At 39.6% G+C, this 20,101-nt stretch carries 20 protein-coding genes; 8 read left to right on the top strand and 12 right to left on the bottom strand.

What is annotated here, in order from left to right; all coding sequences use genetic code 11:
- The first annotated feature begins 32 nt into the window (after positions 1-32).
- The 3 genes from FM071_RS06455 to FM071_RS06445 all read left to right on the top strand — a co-directional run bounded on the left by FM071_RS06455 (position 33) and on the right by FM071_RS06445 (position 3,797).
- Positions 33-2,336, top strand: a complete 2,304-nt coding sequence (locus FM071_RS06455) for a bifunctional diguanylate cyclase/phosphodiesterase (protein WP_193109964.1) — start codon at positions 33-35, stop codon at positions 2,334-2,336.
- Positions 2,333-2,977, top strand: coding sequence for a tRNA-uridine aminocarboxypropyltransferase (locus FM071_RS06450; RefSeq protein ID WP_193109962.1), 645 nt, complete (start codon positions 2,333-2,335; stop codon positions 2,975-2,977). Before FM071_RS06455 ends, FM071_RS06450 begins: the two co-directional genes overlap by 4 nt.
- A 70-nt stretch (positions 2,978-3,047) precedes the next feature.
- Positions 3,048-3,797, top strand: coding sequence for a carbonic anhydrase (locus FM071_RS06445; RefSeq protein WP_193109961.1), 750 nt, complete (start codon positions 3,048-3,050; stop codon positions 3,795-3,797).
- 25 nt (positions 3,798-3,822) lie between these two features.
- Here FM071_RS06445 and FM071_RS06440 read toward each other — a convergent pair whose 3' ends face one another.
- The 4 genes from FM071_RS06440 to pgsA all read right to left on the bottom strand — a co-directional run bounded on the left by FM071_RS06440 (position 3,823) and on the right by pgsA (position 6,629).
- Positions 3,823-4,215, bottom strand: a complete 393-nt coding sequence (locus FM071_RS06440) for a DUF6858 family protein (protein WP_193109959.1) — start codon at positions 4,213-4,215, stop codon at positions 3,823-3,825.
- A gap of 125 nt (positions 4,216-4,340) precedes the next feature.
- Positions 4,341-5,015 carry a YggS family pyridoxal phosphate-dependent enzyme gene (locus FM071_RS06435; RefSeq protein ID WP_193109957.1) on the bottom strand — a complete coding sequence of 225 codons (675 nt, stop codon included), beginning with the start codon at positions 5,013-5,015 and terminating at the stop codon, positions 4,341-4,343.
- 4 nt (positions 5,016-5,019) lie between these two features.
- On the bottom strand, positions 5,020-6,078 hold the full coding sequence (rseP, locus tag FM071_RS06430) for an RIP metalloprotease RseP (RefSeq protein ID WP_193109955.1): 1,059 nt from the start codon (positions 6,076-6,078) through the stop codon (positions 5,020-5,022).
- Positions 6,078-6,629: a CDP-diacylglycerol--glycerol-3-phosphate 3-phosphatidyltransferase gene (pgsA, locus tag FM071_RS06425; protein ID WP_193109953.1), complete on the bottom strand. Its 552-nt coding sequence runs from the start codon at positions 6,627-6,629 to the stop codon at positions 6,078-6,080. The genes rseP and pgsA overlap by 1 nt, the downstream gene beginning before the upstream one ends.
- Before the next feature lie 89 nt (positions 6,630-6,718).
- Between pgsA and FM071_RS06420 the strand changes: the two genes are divergently transcribed.
- The 5 genes from FM071_RS06420 to FM071_RS06400 are packed head-to-tail and all read left to right on the top strand — an operon-like array spanning position 6,719 to position 10,620.
- Positions 6,719-7,348, top strand: a complete 630-nt coding sequence (locus FM071_RS06420) for a class I SAM-dependent methyltransferase (RefSeq protein WP_193109951.1) — start codon at positions 6,719-6,721, stop codon at positions 7,346-7,348.
- A gap of 14 nt (positions 7,349-7,362) precedes the next feature.
- Positions 7,363-7,638, top strand: a complete 276-nt coding sequence (locus FM071_RS06415; RefSeq protein ID WP_193109950.1) for a hypothetical protein — start codon at positions 7,363-7,365, stop codon at positions 7,636-7,638.
- A gap of 51 nt (positions 7,639-7,689) precedes the next feature.
- Positions 7,690-8,964 (top strand): porin family protein, encoded by a 1,275-nt coding sequence (locus tag FM071_RS06410; RefSeq protein WP_193109948.1) that lies wholly within the window; start codon positions 7,690-7,692, stop codon positions 8,962-8,964.
- A gap of 16 nt (positions 8,965-8,980) precedes the next feature.
- Positions 8,981-9,862: a metal ABC transporter substrate-binding protein gene (locus tag FM071_RS06405; protein WP_193109946.1), complete on the top strand. Its 882-nt coding sequence runs from the start codon at positions 8,981-8,983 to the stop codon at positions 9,860-9,862.
- The gene (locus FM071_RS06400) at positions 9,853-10,620 is read left to right on the top strand and encodes a metal ABC transporter permease (protein WP_193109944.1); all 768 of its coding nucleotides are present in this window, start codon (positions 9,853-9,855) and stop codon (positions 10,618-10,620) included. Before FM071_RS06405 ends, FM071_RS06400 begins: the two co-directional genes overlap by 10 nt.
- On the opposite strand, the gene FM071_RS06395 is transcribed toward FM071_RS06400, so the two are convergent.
- From FM071_RS06395 to FM071_RS06360, 8 genes are all read right to left on the bottom strand, one after another.
- Positions 10,594-11,100, bottom strand: a complete 507-nt coding sequence (locus tag FM071_RS06395; protein ID WP_193109943.1) for an NADH-quinone oxidoreductase subunit B family protein — start codon at positions 11,098-11,100, stop codon at positions 10,594-10,596. The two genes, FM071_RS06400 and FM071_RS06395, sit on opposite strands and share 27 nt — an antisense overlap.
- The gene (locus tag FM071_RS06390) at positions 11,097-12,464 is read right to left on the bottom strand and encodes a hydrogenase large subunit (protein WP_193109941.1); all 1,368 of its coding nucleotides are present in this window, start codon (positions 12,462-12,464) and stop codon (positions 11,097-11,099) included. Before FM071_RS06390 ends, FM071_RS06395 begins: the two co-directional genes overlap by 4 nt.
- A gap of 10 nt (positions 12,465-12,474) precedes the next feature.
- Entirely contained in the window at positions 12,475-13,890 is a 1,416-nt protein-coding gene (locus FM071_RS06385) for a proton-conducting transporter transmembrane domain-containing protein (RefSeq protein WP_193109939.1), read from the bottom strand.
- Positions 13,887-14,480 (bottom strand): hydrogenase, encoded by a 594-nt coding sequence (locus FM071_RS06380; RefSeq protein WP_193109937.1) that lies wholly within the window; start codon positions 14,478-14,480, stop codon positions 13,887-13,889. Before FM071_RS06380 ends, FM071_RS06385 begins: the two co-directional genes overlap by 4 nt.
- A 2-nt stretch (positions 14,481-14,482) precedes the next feature.
- Positions 14,483-15,403 (bottom strand): respiratory chain complex I subunit 1 family protein, encoded by a 921-nt coding sequence (locus FM071_RS06375; RefSeq protein ID WP_193109936.1) that lies wholly within the window; start codon positions 15,401-15,403, stop codon positions 14,483-14,485.
- Complete coding sequence (locus FM071_RS06370) at positions 15,400-17,283, bottom strand: proton-conducting transporter transmembrane domain-containing protein (protein WP_193109934.1); 1,884 nt, start codon at positions 17,281-17,283, stop codon at positions 15,400-15,402. Before FM071_RS06370 ends, FM071_RS06375 begins: the two co-directional genes overlap by 4 nt.
- Entirely contained in the window at positions 17,284-19,170 is a 1,887-nt protein-coding gene (locus tag FM071_RS06365; protein WP_193109932.1) for a proton-conducting transporter transmembrane domain-containing protein, read from the bottom strand.
- 154 nt (positions 19,171-19,324) lie between these two features.
- A complete protein-coding gene (locus tag FM071_RS06360) occupies positions 19,325-20,101 on the bottom strand; it encodes an enoyl-ACP reductase (RefSeq protein ID WP_193109931.1) in 777 nt (258 codons plus the stop codon).

Genomic DNA, 20,101 nt, shown 5'->3' with positions numbered 1-20,101 from the left:
TAACTGATGACAAAATATGATAAAATAGAGCTATGAAGTTGCAAAAAAATATTATGTCCATTTTTTATGTTGTCATCTTCATAGGGTTGGTGGCAGTTACAGTATTGTCAACCCTGCAATATAATTCTATCAAAGAAGATAACTACACACAAAATGAGTATCTCGTACAGCTTGTTAACAATAATATAGAGAGTATTTTAAATCAGTATTCCATTACTTTGGAACTGCTTGGTCAACAACTTCTAGAAAACGATACTTATAAAAATACTCATAAAACAGAAATTTTACTCGATAAACTTCTACAAAATAATTCTACACTGCTTGGTTTTGGACTTATTGATACTACAGGAAATTTTTTAGCCGCTTCTTCAAATGTAGATATAAGCAAAATGCCAAATTTTCGAAAAGACAATGTCTCAAGAAGTTCTTTTGATGAAGCGCTTTCATCTAAAGAACTTACGGTAGGAAGAGTCTATTTTGCCAAAGGAATAGGAAAATGGGTCATCCCTTTACGAAAAGCGATCCGTGATAATAATGGCAAGGTAGTAGCCGTAATGGCAACGGGTATCGATCTGGATAATGCAAAAGGTTTTTTTAGTAATTTGCAACTCAAGGAACATTCTAAAATAATTGTTGCCAAAAGAGATATACTCGATAAGAAAACCTACAGGATTTATTATAGTGGTTCTGATGTCAAGGATAAAAAATTACTATATTTACGTAATATTCCAGAAGCAACAATAATAATGTTTAAACATGATATGCAAAAAAATAAGCATCTCTCTTTAGAAGATTTTGATAAACAGCAGCATGTAGTAACAATTGAAAATAGTTTTAAAGATATTTCCGGTAGACAGGTATATGTCAGCATGGTTTTCAATGGAAAGTATAAACTTTGGATTGCTGTAACATCACCAAGCATGAACTGGAAGAAATCTGTTATTGGAACAATAAGTGTCTATTACATCATCTTTTTTCTTTTAAGCTACCTATTGTATTTTTTGTTTTCATATATAGAAAAAGCAGAGAAGAAAACGAAAGAAGAACTCTATTATCAAGCGACACATGATGCTCTCACGCAGCTGCCAAACAGAGTCTATCTGCAAAAAAACATTTTACAATTGATTCGGGATTTTGATGGCAAATTTACTGTTTTGTTCGTTGATCTGGATAATTTTAAAAATATTAATGATAAGTTCGGCCACCATATTGGAGATAAAATTCTTAAACAGGTAGCAGGTCGTTTTACTGCATATTTTAGTCATGAATATTTGATAGTAAGGCAGGGAGGGGATGAGTTTATCATTCTTATGCCGTTAGTAAATGAAGATAAACGAAGAGAGTATATAACAGAGATGATGGAGCAGCTCTCATTACCATTTTATGTAGACGGTCTTGAGTTTAGTATTGGTGCGAGTGGAGGAACGGCAAACTATCCAAATGACTCTACGAACATTGAAGAATTGCTTTCACTTGCAGATATCGCTATGTATGAAGCCAAGAAAAATAAAAACAGTTTTACCAGCTTTTCCAATAAGCTGCGTGAGAGAATGTTTGACAAGATAGCCATAGAGAATGAACTGCGCAATGCTCTCGAGCGAGACGAATTTTGGATGCTCTATCAGCCGCAGATCAGTGCTGATGGAACACTGCATGGTGTGGAAGCTCTGATACGATGGAAAAATGAGAAACTTGGCATGGTCTCTCCTGAGCTGTTTATTAAAATAGCCGAAGAGATAGGGATTATTCATAAGATAGGTGACTTTGTGCTTCAACGATCTCTTGAAGAGATTAGAAGTGTCAAAGAAAAACTCGATACTTCTTTTCATCTCTCTATCAACATTTCAGTTGAACAGTTGAAAGAAGAAGGTTTCGTAGAAAAAGTCATCAATTTTATTGAATGTGCACAATGTAAGAAAAATGAAGTGACACTTGAGATAACAGAGACGACATTCATTGAAGATGTGGATTCGGTGCTGCCTATTTTACATGAGATACGCAGTCATAATATTGGTCTTTCGCTTGATGATTTCGGAACCGGTTTTTCCTCTTTGAATATACTCAAGCGTCTGCCGATCGATGAATTGAAGATCGATAAAAGTTTTGTAGATAATATTTTAGATGATAACGAAAGCCTTGTCCTCGTTAAAAATATTATCCACATGGGAAATGAACTCTCCATGGATACACTTGCTGAGGGTACAGAAAATCATATGCAGGTAGAGAGACTTAAAAGTTTCGGATGTAAGATTTTCCAAGGTTACTATTTTTCTAAACCTTTGACAAAAGATGATTTGATCGCTTTTATACAAAACGGTTGTAAAACTCTACAATGACGTTATATGGTGATAGAGAAAAGTGTTACCGGTGTTATAGACCAAAAAGCTCCTGTATGTGTGAATATTTTGCACATATAGAGACGCAGACAAAGTTCGTTATTTTGATGCATCCAAAAGAGTTTAAAAAGGTCAAGAATAATACGGGACATTTTACGCATCAGTCTCTTGTAAATTCAGAACTTTTTGTAGGTATAGATTTTACGGATCATAAACGTGTTAATGAGATCATTGCTTCGCATGAAAGCTACATCCTATTTCCGTCGCAAAATGCACTGAACCTCACGCAGACAAATCCAAAAAGCAGTGAAAAGCCATTGGCCGTCTTTTTGATAGATTCAACCTGGGCATGTACGAAATCGATTTTTTACCATAGTAAAAACCTGCAAAACCTGAGACATATGAGTTTTACGACGACAAAAACATCGGCTTATGAGATAAAAGAACAGCCTGATGAACGGTATCTCTCAACAATAGAATCGACACTCGTTGTTCTTGAAGCATTGAACATGCATAAGATAGAAGATATAACAAATGATGCATTGACAAGCTTTTTAGACCCTTTTTACAAGATGATTAATTATCAGAAGAAACTCATAAAGAATCCGAAAAGCAATGCGGTTAGATTTAAGAAAAGATAATTTTTAAACTTTTTTAAATAAAGAAGAGCGTATAATCTTTCTCATAACTAAATATAACAAAAGGAAATAAATGAAATTAGCATCTCTTATGATTTCATCTACAATGTTGGCAACTTCACTTTTAGCGGGTGTTCACCATGCCCACTGGGGATATACAGGTCATGAAGATCCAACTCACTGGGGAGATTTAAACCCAAAATATGCAGAGTGTAAACTTGGCGGTTCTCAATCACCGATTAATATTAACAAAGATATCATCGTTGAGACAAAAGGTCTTGCACCAATTGATTTTCATTATACTAGCGGTGCTGCAGAAGTCATAAACAACGGGCACAGTGTTCAGGTAAACATTAAACCCGGCAGTTTCATTAAAGTAGATGGCAAAGAGTTTGAACTGAAACAATTTCACTTTCATACACCGAGTGAAAATCAGATAGACGGAAAGAATTTTCCACTTGAAGCACACTTCGTTCATCAGGCAAAAGATGGCTCTTTGGCAGTTGTGGCTGTAATGTTTGAAAATGGCAAAGAGAATGAGATTATTAACAAAATATGGAAAAAAATGCCTCATGAAGCAGGAAAAAAAGTAGCCTGTGGTCTTTCAGCTGAAATGATAAATGAACTTTTACCAAAAGAAAAAGCATATTATCGTTTTGACGGTTCCTTGACTACACCGCCATGTTCAGAAGGTGTTCGCTGGTTTGTTTTAAAAGATTATTCAGAAGTTTCAAAAGATGAAGTAAATGAATTCTTACATACACTGCACCATCCGAACAACCGTCCGGTACAGCCTGTAAACGCTAGAAAAGTTTTACAGTAGTTTTTAAACAGGTAAGAGCTTGCTCTTACTTGTTTTTAATTGATTTGACCCACTCTTCTGTCACTTTTTGGAGTGCTTCGTTTGGAACTTCCAAGAAACTGATCTCGAAAATATCTCCTAAATCTGTCACACCGATACTTCTTGGACGTACGGCAAGCATTTTAGCATCCGGAAGCATTTTTCCAAAACAAAATACTAAGTTTTTCGCTGCTTTAATCTTCTCATCTAAAACATGTTCTTCGATTGATTTTGTATGTGTATAGTGGTCAAAAATCGCTATTTCCGTTGCAAATGGATGTGCGGCGATTTTACTTTGTAAGTAGGCAATAATTTCATCTATATTTGAAAAAGTAGTTTCAGTTTTTTGAATATCAACTGAATATACTGAATATTTGTCCATTAATAGTGATTGTGTCATTTATAATCCTTGATTAAATTTTTTAGAATTATATCTTATAATAATCATAAGTTCAATAGATTTATGAGGTAAATTGACGATTTAAGTTTAAATTATTAAAAATTAAATCGTCAGAAAAGAGAAGTTTATCTGTTGAACATGATAGAGCCGAGACGAACCATATTTGAGCCGCACTCAATTGCGAGTTCAAAGTCTCCGCTCATGCCCATTGAACAGATAGAAGCATCTTCTAGCTGTGTGAAAATATCATAAGTCGTCTCAAAGCTTTTTCGTACAACAGCTTCATCGTCACTATGCGCTCCAATGCTCATAACTCCTTTTAAGTGTATATTTGGACATTCGTTTTGAATCTGCTTGTAAACCTCAAGAGCGACTTCGGGCATAAGGCCGTGCTTGGACTCTTCTTTTGCCGAGTTTATCTGCAGTAAACAATCAAGCGTCATCTCTTTTGCAACAAGTTTTTTTTGTAATTCATGAGCAAGTTCTAGAGAGTCGAGCGCCTGAAAGAGAGCAGGATTGATGTCAAGAAGATTGTTGATCTTGTTTTTTTGCAAATTACCTATAAAGTGCCACTCCAGTGGAAGATCCTCAAGTGTTTTGGCCTTCTCACGCAGGTCTTGAACCTTGTTTTCACCAAAGGCACGCTGCCCGATGTGGTAGAGTCTCTCAATATCATCGGCAGTGGAGTATTTGCTTACAGCTACGATCTTTACAATGTGATGCTCACTGACTTTTAGACGCGCACTCTCTACACGTCTGATAACATCGTCTATGTATAATTTATATTCTGTTTGTGTCATTTGTCTATCCTTGTCCAAAAATTCTGTTAATGTCGTTAAAGAGCCCAAGTCCCATTAAACCAAAGAGAATGACCCAGCCGGCAATGGTGAGATTGACGAGTATCTTCTCACTCGGCTCACGACGAAAGAGGAGTTCATACAGATTGAACATGATGTGTCCGCCGTCAAGTGCCGGAATTGGAAGTAAATTAAGCACGCCAAGATTAACACTGATGAGTGCTGCGAAGAAAAGTACGCTCATCCAGCCGGCATCCGTCGCATCGGATGTGAGTTTGACGATACTTATAACGCCGCCCATCTCAGAAGCCGGAACTTCTCCGAAGATGAGTTTTTTGACACCTGTAAAGATAAGCGTTGAAGCAAAGACCGTCTGGTCTGTGGCATACTCAAGCTTTTGAAAAAAGTCCATGTTTCGCTTTTTCATGACACCGGCAGCGGAGACACCTATCATTTTGCGTTTGATGTCCTCTCCATACATGTTTTTTGCATCTTGGAGTTTTGGCGTGAGCGTGATGAGTTTGAGGTAGCCTTTTCTATCTACTTCAAGGGCAATAGCACCTTTTGATTCTTTGATGAGCTCTGCCATCTCTTTCCATGTTGCAACCTTCTTGCCGTTGATGGAAAGGATTGTATCGTTAGACTTCAATCCCGCAACAAATGCCGGAGAATCTTTGACGACATCACCGACAACCGGTGCCAAGGCAGAAGGATTGCCAAGAGCGATGGCAAAGTAGAGAATAAATGCCAGAACGAAGTTCGCAAGCGGTCCTGCTGCAAGGATGAAAATACGCTGCAGGGGTGTTTTAGAGTTGTAGCTGTCGGGTGCATAGATCTTTTTACTCGGATCCGTGTCATCCTGACCTTTCATGCGGACATAACCGCCCAATGGAATGGCCGAGATGCTCCACTCTGTGCTAAAAGCCTTGAAAGTAAAAAGTCGTTTTCCAAAACCGATGCTGAAGACCTCTACATAGACACCCATAAGGCGTGCAGCCGTAAAGTGTCCAAGTTCATGAAAAAATATAAGTCCGGAGAGGACTAGCAGTGAAACCAAGTAACCCATTAGATTTCATCCTTTAAAAGTGCTTTTCGAAAACCCCAGAGGTATTCAAGCCCTGAGTAAACCGTTAGAAATACGGCAAACCAGAGCAAGGCTTCACCATATGGCCATCGCATCAGTAAGAAGCCGATAGCTATCATCTGTGCAACCGTTTTGACCTTGCCTGACCAGGAAGCTTTGACACTCACACCTTCACCAACGGCGACCGTACGTATGCCGGTAATGAAAAGCTCACGTACGATGATGATGTAGATAGCCCATGCCGAAGCTTCACCTACGACCATAAGTCCCAAAAAAGCTGCTAGTGTGAGCATTTTATCGGCCAGCGGATCCAAAATAGCTCCAAGAAGTGTCATCTGATTCCACTGGCGTGCGATGTAGCCGTCAAAAAAGTCCGTAACTGAAGCCAGAACAAAGAGTAGTGATGCAAAGTAGTAATTCCACGTGATGTCATAGCCGTTATTTGTAAAAACTTGCGGGTTTAAAATGACCCAGAACATAAGCGGTGCAAGCACAATGCGCAGGGATGCCAAAAAATTTGGTAGATTTAACAAAAAAGTTCCTCATTGTATGTAAATTGTTTTCTGAAGGAGATTTTAGCTTTTTATTGCTTATCAACGGTTGATACGATAAAATTAGCCCCATGAAACAAGACTGTCCACTCTGTCAAACACCGGCACCACTTTTTTTTACAGACACGCAAAGATACTGCAAATGTCCAACCTGCGACGCTGTTTTTGTTGTGCGTGAGGATTTGCCAAAAGAAGATGCCGAAAAAGAGCGTTATGAACTGCATGATGATGATACAGCCAATGCAGGTTACAGAAAATTTGTCTCGCCCATTACCTCCAATATCTTAAAAGATTTCACACAAAATGACAAAGGTCTTGATTTTGGAGCGGGGAGGTCTGCCATTATCTCCACGGTACTGCGTGAGCATGCGTATGACATTGCAGATTATGACCCATATTTTCATAATCATCCGGAACTTCTTGACAGAAAGTATGACTATATATCTTCCTGTGAAGTGATAGAGCATTTTTATAATCCCAAAAAAGAGTTTGAACTGTTGTGTGAGATGCTGCGTGAGGGAGGCAAACTCTATCTAATGACGGATGTCTATGATGAAAGCATTGATTTTGCTTCATGGTATTATAAAAATGATCCGACGCATGTCTTTCTCTATACGAAGAAAACATTTGAATATATCAAAGAGTTCTATGGTTTTCGTGAACTTACTATTGAAAAAAGATTGATAATCATTACAAAGTAATGGTATGATTTCATATGATAAAAATTTTGCTGAGAAAATATTTTGCTATTGTCTTTTTGCTTGCGACGCTGCTTGGCGGTCTGCATCATCACAATGACTTAAAACAGCATAATGATTGTCAGATATGTACGATCCAGTCAAGTCTCTCTCACGCAGATACACCGAGTGAGAGTTTTTCTCTCAGTGATATTACTCTCTACTCAGAAGCAACTGTCGGTGAATTGGCACATGCCATAACCAATACTGCACATATCAATCTTCACGCAAGAGCGCCTCCTAAAATCTCTTAATTTCATAAATAAAATCATAAAACAAATCATTACTATATTAAGAGGATATCTATGTACAAAAAAGTAACATTTTTATCACTATTTGCTGCAGCTTCGCTGTTTGGTGATAGTGAACTCGATGCCTTGAAGGCACAACTCAAACAACAACAGGAAATGACGCAGAAGCTGCTTGAAAAAGTGAATAAACTGGAAACAAAAGAGGCACAAGAAGAGGCAGAAAGTGAAAACACAGCATTAGCAAATGCTTACGCTCAAGATACATCATCCAGCTTCTCTCAAAATGCCTATCTGCCTGACATTGCACTTATCATGAATATGTCTGCCGTCGGACGTAATGTCAAAAACAGTGATTATGAAAACTTTGCGATTCCTGGTTTTGTGGATGCCGGCGATGCTGAACTGCCGTTTAATAAAGAGAGAGGGTTTAATCTCAATTATGCCGAAGTGGCGATGCACTCTATGGTCGATCCTTATTTTGAAGCCTTTGCAATTTTTCATCTTCATCCTGATGAGTTTGAGATAGAAGAGGCTTATGTGACAACAACGAGTCTGTCGGCAGGTCTGCGTGTAAAAGCAGGTAAATTTAGAAGTGCCTTTGGACGCATCAATGAAAAACATCAGCACTCTTGGAATTTTGATGAACAGCCTATTATCTATAAGGCTCTTTTTGGTCCCGATATGATCAGTGATCCGGGTTTACAGGTTCAGTGGGTGGCACCGACAGACACGTACATCATGGCAGGTGTTGATGCAATGCAGGGAAGCAATGACAGAAGTTTCGGTGATGTTGAAAAAAATAATCTTTATGTAGGTTACATCAAATCAAGTCTGGATCTTACTGATGATCTTTCTGTTTTAGGTGGTGTCAGTTTTGCTCATGGTAAGACAGATCTAGAAAAAGACAGCGATGTCTATGGTGTTGATCTTACTTTTAGAGAACAGTTTAACAGTTACAGTGCACTGACATGGCAAAGTGAGTATCTGCAACGAAACAAAGATACAAACGCTACAGTCAATCCGACACAAAAACAGGGTGGATTCTACTCTGAACTTATCTATCAGTACAATAATAATTACTCTGCCGGTATTCGTTATGAGAAGATTATTAAAAATGATACAGATCTAAGTGCATATAATGGTATTAATACTGATAATCTTGACAAATATACAGCGATGCTTCAGTATAAGCCGTTTCCTTTTTCTCGCTTGAGACTTGAATACTCTCATGACAGAACAAAAGTGATAAATGATCAAAGAAAAGATGTGGATTCTGTCATGATGACACTTAACATTGCTGCAGGTGCGCATGGCGCTCACGCATACTAAGGAGGAGGAGAAGAAGATGAAGAAGATATTTTTAACAATTTTACTAACGGCAGGTTCACTTTTTGCCGAAATCAATGTCGATGCAACATACGCAACAATGGGTGCTATAGCAAAACGTATAGGTGGAGATAATGTTCATGTTGTTGTACTTGGCAGTTCCAAATATGACCCGCACTTTATCGTTCCAAAGCCTTCACTGCTTGCGAAACTTCGTCGTGCTGATCTGCTCATCATCAATGGTGGCGGACTTGAACTCGGCTGGCTGCCGCCGCTTATTAAAAGTGCGAATAACGGTAAGATCCAAGTGGGTGCACAAGGATTTTTGGATATGAGTCATTTCATCAAAATGATAGATAAGCCGGCTTCGGTTTCTCGTGCTTTTGGTGACATTCATGCACAGGGAAATCCACACTATTCAACCGATCCGCATCAAGTAAGCATTATGGCAAAGGCAATTGCAAAAAAACTTTCTCAAATAGATCCTGCTCACGCAAATGAGTATCAGCAGAATTTAGAGCAGTTCTTAGCAAAATGGAATGCATATCTTACAAACTATGACAATAAGATGGCAGCGTGTAAAGTCAAAAAAATTGTACAGTATCATGAACTCTATAACTACTTTTTAAGAAGATACGATATCACCAATATCGGCAATATCGAGCCGCTTCCAGGCATTGCACCAAGTTCAAAACATACACTCGAACTCATCAATGCGATGAAAGCAAACGGTGTTAAAAAGATACTTCAAGATGTTTACCATGAAAAAAGAACAGCGAAATTCATAGCTGCAAAAACAGGAGCTACTGTATCTGTGATCCCACATGAAGTCGGTGCGGTAAAAGGCAGTGACACTTTAGAGAATTTCTACAATACGATAGCACAGAGAATATGCAAATAATCGAACTTTTATGGCCGGCATTTGTGCTGGCAATTTTACTGGTCTATATTCATACAATTTTCGGTGTGGAGATCATTCGCCGCGGTGTGATCTTTACCGATTTGGCAATAGGGCAGGTAGCAGCCATCGGTATGGCACTGAGTGTTGCATTTTTGGACGGAGCCTATCAGACAGCGTTGACACTTGCCTTTGCGGTAAGTGCGGCTATTATCATTGCATGGGCGACAAAAAATGTAAAAAATGTCGAGGCGTTTATTGGGCTTTTGTATGCCCTTGGCATATCTTCAATTATGCTCGTACTTGCTAAAAGTGCAGAGGGAATGGAGCTTTTTTCAAAACTGAGTGCAGCTGACATCCTTTTTACCTCAAGTGATGAACTCTACAAAGATGCAGCTATCTACATTCCTATCTCTTTGGTGATGTTTTTTCTTTATCCAAGAACCAAGGGAATTGCCAAAGAGCTGATATTTTTCATAATGCTTGCTTTTACCGTAACATCATCCGTGCAGTCTGCAGGTGTGCTTGTCGTCTTTGCACTGCTTATAGCTCCGGCATACGCAGGAATAGTACAAAAAAAGTTCAATCCTCTCTATTTTGCATGGATGTTTGGTTCACTGAGCATCGTCATTGCTCTTTACGGCTCTTATAATCTTGATCTGCCGACTGGATATAGCATCATCTTTGTGACAGTACTTTTCTCACTGCTTTTCGTTGTTTATAAAAACGTTCGATCAAATCTTTCGCAAAAACTCCAGTAAGCCTTGCATAATTTCAAGTGGACTTGGCGGGCAGCCTGCTATGTGGTGGGTGATTGGCAGGTGGTTTTCTGCCGGTGCGTTGATGGCGTAGGTTTTCTCAAACGGGGCCTGCATAGCAGGGCAGTCACCTAAGCTTATTACCCATTTTGGTGCAGGTATCTGTTCATATGCTTCTTTTGCGTGCGGTGTCATGTTGAAGGTCATGATGCCGCTTAAGAGCATGACGTCTGCGTGACGCGGACTTGCTACGAAGTAGATACCAAGACGCTCAAGATCATAGTAAGGATTAGCAAGCGCATTGCATTCCGCTTCACAGGCATTACAGCTGCCGCTGTCTACCATCCGAATTGCCAAAGAGCCTGCAAATTTTTTCTTGACACTATCTTGTATCTCTTTTTTGATTTTCTCAAGTTCTCTGTCAAGTTCAATATTTTCTGTTAAAACACCATGTTTTACCCGTTTGTTCCAAAATTTAATCATAAATCATTCCCCGCATAACTTAAATCACAACTTTTGTTGATGAGTGGAAAATCGGCGATGATGTCACTTCTCATCATAAGGTGAAGTGCCTGCCAATTCATAAAGCTTGGGTCTCTTACAAAAAAGCGCTCAATAACGCCATCTTTGATGTCAATTGCCATAAAAAGTTCACCAATGGAACTCTCTGTAAACGTGTGATAAGAACCATCATGTATACTAGAGAGTTCTAAAGTAGAAGTGTCCTCTTCTAAAAAATGCTGCATCATCGTGATAGAATTCTTTACCTCTTGAAGGCGTACTTTAAATCGTGCTCCAACATCCCCGCTGACCTCACTTGCCATGATGAAACCATGCTCAAGATAAAAGCTGTTTATTCTTCTGTCTAGTGAGAGGCCCGAAGCTCTTGCTACTACGCCTACAGTGTTGTATTTGAGCGCTTTTTTGAGACTTAAAATACCTGTTGTATCAAATCTGTCCCAAAGAGAAGGTATGTCCATAATCCAATCTTCGAAAAATTCTATGCTCTCCTCAAGCTCATGCAGCCACTCAGAAAATGTAGCCGTATCTATAAAGTGGTTTTCAAAGTCAATGGCTCCAAAACCAAAACGGTGCCCTGTAAGCTCTTTCATCTTGCGTCTGGCATCTTCTGCAAGTTTTGACCCATAGGCAAGTGCTGCACCAAAACCTGCATCATTTGGAATAAATCCCAAATCTGTAAGATGATGGATGACACGTTCAAGTTCAAGCAAAAGTGCATGTCGCTTTTTAAGTGCAAGCGGTAGTTCCTGTTGTGAGGCCTGAAGATAGATATCACGCCAGCAAATTTGATAAGCAATGCTCTCATTACCGCTGGTACGTTCTATGACAGGTTTTGCCTCACGCAGGGTTTTGCCTTCGAGCATCTTTTCGATGCCTCTATTTTTGTAAAAATGGCGTACTTCAAGATGCAGCATATCTTCGCCTGCCTGAGAGAACTGAAAGTGTCCCGGTTCTATGATACCTGCGTGAATCGGACCTACGGCGACTTGAAAGACACCATCACCGCTGATAGCTTCATATTTGTAAGGAATATATTCCGTTTCTTCAAGTTGCGTATTTGTAAAATCTTTTCGTAAAGGATGAATATCTTTAGGAAATCGTTCCTGTTGTACCAAAGGTCGTTTGTCAAAAGCATCTTCTACGATAATGCCGAAATCATCATGCATTTTTCGCTCGAACCAGATGGCTGCAGGGTATTTTTTTGCTAAAGTTTTAATCTTTGGCTGCTCTTTTGAAACAAGCTCTTTTTCTATCGTCTCTTCATAAACTGTGATAATTTCAAAATCATTTTGTAACTCTTTTGCGTAACGTGCTATAAGTCTCATTTTTCCCTCCTCACGCAATCGATTTTAGGTATGCAAGTGATGATGGAAGTAGCAGTGCCATCAAAGATATTGCAAAGATGACAAGAGCAAAAAGCTCACTTGAATATACCGTTTTTTCTTCTTCTTTACCCTCATACTTCATCGACTGGTAAATGGCTACAAAACGGTAGAAGATGATGGAGAGCAGTGCAAGTAAAAAGAGAATCGCACCTATCATGGCAAGCATATGATTACTCTCTTTTGCCGTGCTTATCATCGCTCCAAAACCATAGAGTTCACTAAAGAACATCGGACTTGGCGGCAGAGAGATGATCGCAAGTAAAAAGAGTGATACCAAGAACCAAAAGAGTGTTCCCTTTATGCCTTTGTAGCCTCTGAGTGCTCCTGCTATTTTATACTTTCCATTGGACTCTAACACACCGGTTGAGAGAAAGAGAGCCGGTTTTAAAAAGGCATGCGCTCCAAAGTGAAGCAGGGCTGCAAATGGGGCACCGCTTACCCAGAAGATGACAATAAGCGCCATGTGCTCTACGCCTGAGAGAGAAAAAAGCCGCATAAAATCTTTGGCACGAAAAATTAAAAAAGCAACTATGAAAATGGTAAGCAGTGTATAGATAAATACAAAGATAAAAAGATGATTATAATTGACTTCCATTGCAATCTTTGAAAATCTAAAAAAACCGACAATGACAGCTGATTCTAAAATACCGCTAAAAAGTGCTGCAACAGGATAAAAAGAGGCCCGCTCAATATTTGCAAGCCACAGGTTCATTGGAAAAAATCCCATCTTAACAAACATACCTATCGTTGCAATGGCAAAGCCCATCTCAAAAAGAAAAGGCGATGGTATCTCTTTTGCGTGAGCCAGAAGCAAATCGAACTGCATTGCATCTTCACCCAAGATCGGCTTGGCACTAGCATACATGAGGATGATACCAAAGAGTATGAGTGAAACGGCGATAGCACCGACTATCATATAGTTCCATGCTTCTTTATGTGCAGCCGGTGTATAGTTGGTCTTGATCATATAGACGGTTGAGAGTGTTGCGAGTTCAAGCCCTATCCAGTAGATTCCCATATGATTTGAGAGAATGGAGAAGATAAGCCCAATCCAAAAAATAGCGAAAAATCTGTAAAATTTTCTGTAGGCTTTGGGGGAGACCTTGACATGTTTTTCAAGTGTTAAAAGTGCCAGTGTTACACCGATACCGACAATGGAAGAGACGAGAAGAACATAGGTGTCAAGCTTGTCTGCAACAAGATAACTCCCTAAAATATTATAAGGTTTTGGAAGTAAGAAAAGCTCAATAATTGGTCCTAAAATGACAAAGGATGTAAAGGCAAGTAGATATTTTGCTTTGTCATTTTTAAAAAAGCTGACACCAAACATGATGATGGCAGGCAGCAGTAAAAGGGTAAGATTCATACTTTGAGCTCCTCTTTATGAAATAGAAGGTTGATGACGACAATAGCCATGAGCAGATCGAAAAAGATACCAAGTTCTACGAGCATCGGCATACCGTTCGTTGCTGTAATTCCCAGTAAAAAGAGAGCATTTTCCATACTTAGAAATCCTACGATTTTTGGTGCAACATTTTTATGCTCCATCATTAATAAAAGGGATAAAAATAAGGAAGAGATGCTTACTGCAACATAGTTGGCATTGGTATTTATCATATGGGTGATAGGCTCTGAGAGGTAAAAGGTGAAAACCAGGATGGCCGGAACGAGCATAATGGCATACTGCACTTTTATCTCCGGTGTTATTTGGCGTATAAAATGAAATTTTTGACTTAAATTTTTAAGAATATAAGGAATAGCAATCGCTTTGACAACAATGGTTATGATACCTGTTATAATCATGGCATCATCATCCAGATTTTTCCCTATAATGAGTGCCAGCAGACCCAACATTAAAGAGTTCATTGAGTACCACAGCAGCAGTCGATAGAGCCGTGTGGTAAAGAGGGCGACAATAAGGGAGGCTAAAAAAAGTCCAATAAGAAAATCAACCATACTTACGCTCCTAAAACATAAAATGTAATTAAAGATAAAAAGGCAAATACTATAGAGAGTCCTAAAAGATTTGGTATCTTAAAGAGACGCAGTTTTGCGGTATTTACTTCGAGTAAGGCAACAACTGTTGCTATTAAAAAGAGTTTGGCAATAAATATCAAAAATGCAATCGGCGCTGCAAATTCTAAACCAAAAGGCATAAAAAGTGAAGCAAAAAGTGAAGCAAAGATAACAAATTTGATAGAAGCTGCTGTTTCAATAATGGCTAGATAGACACCGGTCAGGTCAAGTATCATCGCCTCATGCACCATTGTAAGCTCCAGGTGAGTCTCCGGATTATCAACGGGAATACGCCCATTTTCAGCGATGAGCAGGATAAAGAAACTAATAGCAGCAAAAAGAAAACTCGCCATATGCTCTTTTGGAAAGTGCTCTGCGAGATTGACACCTGCCTGTCCGACTCCTAAATTACCCGCCATGAGTGAAACAGAAAAGATCGTAAGCACCATAGCCGGTTCAACGAGAGCAGAGATAAAAGCCTCACGTGAGCTTCCCATGCCGCCAAAAGCACTTGCACTGTCAAGTCCTAGAAGCATTAAAAAAAATGTTGAGAGCGAAATGAGCCCTGTAATGGTAAAAGCATCTACAAAGCTTACATAGTAGCTACCATGAACTAAAGGCGGAAGAAAAAACATGACAACAATGAGAGGCGCGAGAACCAAAAAAGGTGCATATTTTGTAATGGCACTTGTCTCTTCTGAGATGATTGTCTCTTTATGCATGAGCTTTGAAAAGTTTCTGTAGCCTTGAAAAATGGAAATAGGGCGTTTAAAAAGCAGTACCATCTTTGTTGCTTTGATGTATGAGAGTAAGAGAGGTGAGATGAGCACCAATAAAATAATACTTACAATATATATAATCATTTTTTATCTCCAATAATTAAAATTTTGACAGAAATCATCATGACGAAAAACTCCAAGACAAAAGTTGCCCATGAAAATTCATGTGAAAAGATTCTGTAACTAAAAAGTACAACAAGCATAATGTTGAATATCATCGCAGCATAGCGTGTTTGTTCAAAGTGTGAGAGACGATAGACCCAGTAGCTTATATAGTTGACCGCTTTTGCAACATTGATATAAAAGATTTTTTCAAAGAGCGGTTTTACATGCACTTCATAATGTGAAGCGTCAAATTTTGTCTCGTGACCTGCAATTGTCTGTTTTTCAAAGTGCTCATCAGGTTTATAGAGCCAAGTAAAAAATCTGCGTATCGGTCCTGCAAATCCGGTTGCCGAGTACTGTGTTTTTTGTGATGTTTTGTAGCCGCAGGCCCAGGAGTTGTGCAGACGTGTTTTTACACCGAAAACTTTGTATGCAAACATCATAAAAGCGGTAACACCTACAAGTGAAAAGAGTAAAATAAGCGGTGAAACAATACCGCCGTTCATGCCGACTGAGTGCATATGCCATATACCTTCAGGAAAAATATCTGCATAGATGGAGGCACGGCCAAGCCCGACAAAGACTTTGTCAAAGTACTCCATATAGTAGGGTGTAAAAAGCATCAAAGAGAGTACGACAAAGGTCATCAGTATCATACCGCTTTTCATAAGGAAATTGACTTCGTGGGCATGCTTTGCATTGGTGCTTCTGTGCAGACCTAAAAAGGTGATGCCATAGGCTTTTACAAAACAGGCAATCGCCAGGCCACCGGTCATAGCCAGAGCGAAGATGGCAAAAGGGATGGCCAGTTTTAAAGAGATATTGTCAATATGTGATGAGCTGAGCATTGATTGAAATATCATCCATTCACTTAAAAAACCGTTACTTGGCGGAAGAGCGGAGATAGAGACGGCTGCTATAAGAAAGGTCAGTGCGGTAATGGGCATTGTCTTTATAAGTCCGCCATATTTTTCCATATTTTTTGTATGGGTTTGATGCAGCACCGAACCTGCACCCATAAAGAGCAGTGATTTAAAACTCATGTGGTTGAAAGTATGAAAGAGTGCTGCGATGAAAGCAAAGGTACTGAGTGTATGCAGACCCAATGTGTCAAATATCATACCCATGCCAAAACCAATGAGAATGATGCCGATATTTTCAATAGAGTGGTTTGCCAAAAGTGCTTTGATATCATGCTCACTCAAGGCATATAAAACACCTACAAGTGAAGAGAGCGCTCCAATTGTTAAGATTACAATGCCCCATTCAAGCGGCCAAGGGTAGAGCACATCAAATAAAAAGCGAAACATTCCATAGATGGCAACTTTGAGCATGACACCGCTCATAAGTGCGGAGACCGGACTTGGTGCCTGCGGATGGGCATATGGCAGCCACACATGTAGAGGGACAGCTCCTGCTTTGCTTAAAAATCCAAGAACCAAAAAGAAAAAGAGCAGGGTTGGATAGGCAAAATGTGAGGCGATAAGCTTCATACTCGCAAAACTCATTTCCAAATCTCCATCGGTGACAATGAGAAAGAAGAGCAGTAAAAAGAGAAATCCGAAATGCGTCATAATAAAATAAAAACGTGCTGCTTTGATGGTGGCTTTCTCTTTTGTCTCGGTTAAAATAAGCTGCCAGGAAGTGAGACTCATCAGCTCCCAAAAAAAGAGGAACACAAGGGCATTCGCACTGACAACAACACCGAGCATAGAGATGATAAATGCAAAATAGTGCAACTGGTAGTGTGCTTTTCTCTCAATATGGGGCAGATATCCGCTTGAATAAAAAATATTTGGAACTGCGCCTAGTAAAATGAGTGCGACAAAAACCAAAGAGAGTGTATCAAAAACAAACATTTACTTTTTTTCTCCTATTACTAAGATTTTGAGTGACATCAGCATCAAAGCCATCTCTATGAGAATACTCTGCCAGTCCAGCTCATGAGTAAAGATTCTGTAACTGTAGAGAATAAAGAGCATCAGGTTAAATATCATGGCAGGGTAGCGTGTCTGCTCAAAATGTGCCAGACGATAGACCCAGTAGCTTGTAATGTTAGTCCATTTTTTTATATTTCCATAGATAAAAACTTCAAAAAGCGGCTTAATACGCACTTCATAGCTTGCATCAGAAAATTTCGTCTCATGTCCTGCAAGGTTTTGTTTGCTTACATGCTCCTGCGGCTTGTATAACCAGTTGAAAAATCTTCTCATAACGCCTGAAAAGCCTGTGGCGGTATACTGTATTTTCGCTGAAGTTTTATAACCGCACGCCCACGTTCTATGCACTTGTGTTCGAACGCCAGATACTTTATAGGCAAAGAGCAACAGTGATGTTACCGCTACAAGTACCGCAAAAAGAATGAGTGGAGAGACAACACCGCCATTGACACCAAGTGAGTGCATCTGTAAAGATCCATTTGGAAAGATCTGTGCATAGACAGAGTTTTTTCCTAAACTAACCATGAGTTTATCAAAAAAGTGCAGATACTGTGGAGCAAAAAGCATAAGAGATGCGATAAAAAGTGCCATAAGCACCATGCCGCTTTTCATTAAAAAATTTACCTCTTTTGCATGTTTGGCATTGGTGCTTCTATGCAGACCTAAAAAGGTGATACCGTAGGCTTTGACAAAAGTTGCAATTGCCAATCCCCCTGTCATAGCAAGAGCGAAGAGTGCAAAAGGAAGCGCAAGTTTCAATGTCATGGCATCTGCGATGCTGCTAGAGCTGAGGATGGACTGAAAAATCATCCATTCGCTTAAAAAACCATTGGTCGGCGGCAGGGCGGTGATGCTCATAGCAGCAAACAAAAAGGTGAAGGCGGTCACAGGCATAGCTTTAATAAGTCCGCCAAATTTTTCCAAATCTTTTGTATGTGTTTGGTGTAAAATGGAACCTGCGCCCATAAAGAGTAGTGATTTAAAGCCCATATGGTTAAAGATATGAAAAATTGCCGCTATAAAAGAGAAGGTGCTTAAAATGGTAAGCCCCAAAGTATCAAAAATCATTCCCATTCCAAAAGCAATTAAAATGATGCCGATATTTTCTATAGAAGAGTTTGCCAAAAGCGCTTTGATGTCACGCTCTGCCATGGCATAAAGAATGCCTACTAGAGCAGTAACAGAGCCAATAATGAGAATGAATGTTCCCCATTGCAGCGGCCAAGGGTAGAGTACATCAAATAAAAAGCGAAACATTCCATAGATGGCGACTTTGAGCATTACGCCGCTCATAAGAGCTGAAACCGGGCTGGGTGCTGCAGGATGGGCATAAGGAAGCCAGACATGTACAGGCACGGCACCGGCCTTGCTTAAAAAGCCTAAGATCAAGAAGAAAAAGAGCATGGTCGGGTAGGCAAATGTTGCAGCAATGCTTTTCATCTGGGCAAAACTAATCTCAAGGTCACCGTTTGTCACAATTAAAAAGAAAAGGAGTAAAAAAACAAAACCGAAGTGTGTCATTAAAAAGTAAAAACGGGCAGCTTCTATGGTACTTTTCTCTTTTGGTTCTGTTAAAATAAGCTGCCATGAGCTAAGACTCATAATCTCCCAAAAGAAGAGAAATACGAGCGAATTGGCACTGATGACAACACCTATCATTGAGAGTATAAAAGCAAAATAGTGGAGTTGGTAGTATGCTTTTCTCTCAATATGCGGCAGATATCCGCTAGAGTAAAAAAGATTTGGAACTGCACCAAGTATGATGAGTGCAACAAAAACTACAGAGAGTGTATCAAAGAGAAACATTTTTCGTAACAACTCCAGAAAAAGATTCTAATGGAGGGCTGTTAATGAGTAGAAAGGCAGTCCTGAATTATTTGAACGAATTATATAGAAAAATTGCTTATAAAGTGATAAGAAGACTTACAGGCATGATGCCTGCGAGTATTTTTTAGGTTGTTTACTGAAAAGTAGTTCCACCGTCGACGACGATAGTTTGACCTGTTAGCCATGAGGAGTCATTTGAACATAAAAATTTACATGCACCGGTTAGATCTTGTGCTTCACCCATACGTGAAAGTGGTGAACGCGCAACGACTTCCGCTTTTACCTCTTCATAGTTTGGAAATGCTTTGAGTGCATCTGTATCGATCGGCCCGCCGCTTACTGCGTTTACTCTGATGTTCTTCTCACCGAGTTCCGCCGCTGCATATTTTACCATCGTCTCAACTGCCGCTTTGTTTGCACCGTGACCTGCATAGTTCGGTGTATAGACAAGATTTCCTGTTGAACTCATGCTGATGATATTTCCGCCGCCGACTTTTTCCATTCTTTTTGCCGCTTCTTGAGCACCGACGACAAAAGCGTCGACCGTCGCAGTCCAGATGTTGTCAAGTCCACGAGGTTTTAAACGCATAAATGGACCAAAACCGCCAACTACGGCACGACCGGAGATAATAGCGTTGGATATGAAGAAATCAAGTCTCTCAAAATCAGCATCGAACTCTTTAAAAACATCTTTGTAAGTGTTTGGCTCTAAGATATTGAGCTTGTAAGCACAGGATTTTACGCCATATTTGCTCTCAACATCTGCGATGATATCATTAGCTGTATCTGCACTTGAAGCGTACGTAAAAGCTACATCTGCACCAGCTTCGGCAAAAGCGTAAACGATAGCTTTTCCGATACCGCGTGTTCCACCGCTGATAAAAAGAGTTTTTCCTTTGAATTCTGCCAT

This window comes from Sulfurimonas paralvinellae (assembly GCF_014905135.1).
GTDB classification, from domain to species: domain Bacteria; phylum Campylobacterota; class Campylobacteria; order Campylobacterales; family Sulfurimonadaceae; genus Sulfurimonas; species Sulfurimonas paralvinellae.
Note: the sequence above shows the minus strand (reverse complement) of the source record. Positions and strands in the feature narration are given on the sequence as shown.

Coding starts and splice junctions, on each gene's coding strand:
- FM071_RS06455 (WP_193109964.1), top strand. CDS start 33: ATGAAGTTGCAAAAAAATATTATGTCCATTTTTTATGTTGTCATCTTC.
- FM071_RS06450 (WP_193109962.1), top strand. CDS start 2,333: ATGACGTTATATGGTGATAGAGAAAAGTGTTACCGGTGTTATAGACCA.
- FM071_RS06445 (WP_193109961.1), top strand. CDS start 3,048: ATGAAATTAGCATCTCTTATGATTTCATCTACAATGTTGGCAACTTCA.
- FM071_RS06440 (WP_193109959.1), bottom strand. CDS start 4,215: ATGACACAATCACTATTAATGGACAAATATTCAGTATATTCAGTTGAT.
- FM071_RS06435 (WP_193109957.1), bottom strand. CDS start 5,015: ATGACACAAACAGAATATAAATTATACATAGACGATGTTATCAGACGT.
- rseP (WP_193109955.1), bottom strand. CDS start 6,078: ATGGGTTACTTGGTTTCACTGCTAGTCCTCTCCGGACTTATATTTTTT.
- FM071_RS06420 (WP_193109951.1), top strand. CDS start 6,719: ATGAAACAAGACTGTCCACTCTGTCAAACACCGGCACCACTTTTTTTT.
- FM071_RS06415 (WP_193109950.1), top strand. CDS start 7,363: ATGATAAAAATTTTGCTGAGAAAATATTTTGCTATTGTCTTTTTGCTT.
- FM071_RS06410 (WP_193109948.1), top strand. CDS start 7,690: ATGTACAAAAAAGTAACATTTTTATCACTATTTGCTGCAGCTTCGCTG.
- FM071_RS06405 (WP_193109946.1), top strand. CDS start 8,981: ATGAAGAAGATATTTTTAACAATTTTACTAACGGCAGGTTCACTTTTT.
- FM071_RS06400 (WP_193109944.1), top strand. CDS start 9,853: ATGCAAATAATCGAACTTTTATGGCCGGCATTTGTGCTGGCAATTTTA.
- FM071_RS06395 (WP_193109943.1), bottom strand. CDS start 11,100: ATGATTAAATTTTGGAACAAACGGGTAAAACATGGTGTTTTAACAGAA.
- FM071_RS06390 (WP_193109941.1), bottom strand. CDS start 12,464: ATGAGACTTATAGCACGTTACGCAAAAGAGTTACAAAATGATTTTGAA.
- FM071_RS06385 (WP_193109939.1), bottom strand. CDS start 13,890: ATGAATCTTACCCTTTTACTGCTGCCTGCCATCATCATGTTTGGTGTC.
- FM071_RS06380 (WP_193109937.1), bottom strand. CDS start 14,480: ATGGTTGATTTTCTTATTGGACTTTTTTTAGCCTCCCTTATTGTCGCC.
- FM071_RS06375 (WP_193109936.1), bottom strand. CDS start 15,403: ATGATTATATATATTGTAAGTATTATTTTATTGGTGCTCATCTCACCT.
- FM071_RS06370 (WP_193109934.1), bottom strand. CDS start 17,283: ATGTTTGTTTTTGATACACTCTCTTTGGTTTTTGTCGCACTCATTTTA.
- FM071_RS06365 (WP_193109932.1), bottom strand. CDS start 19,170: ATGTTTCTCTTTGATACACTCTCTGTAGTTTTTGTTGCACTCATCATA.
- FM071_RS06360 (WP_193109931.1), bottom strand. CDS start 20,101: ATGGCAGAATTCAAAGGAAAAACTCTTTTTATCAGCGGTGGAACACGC.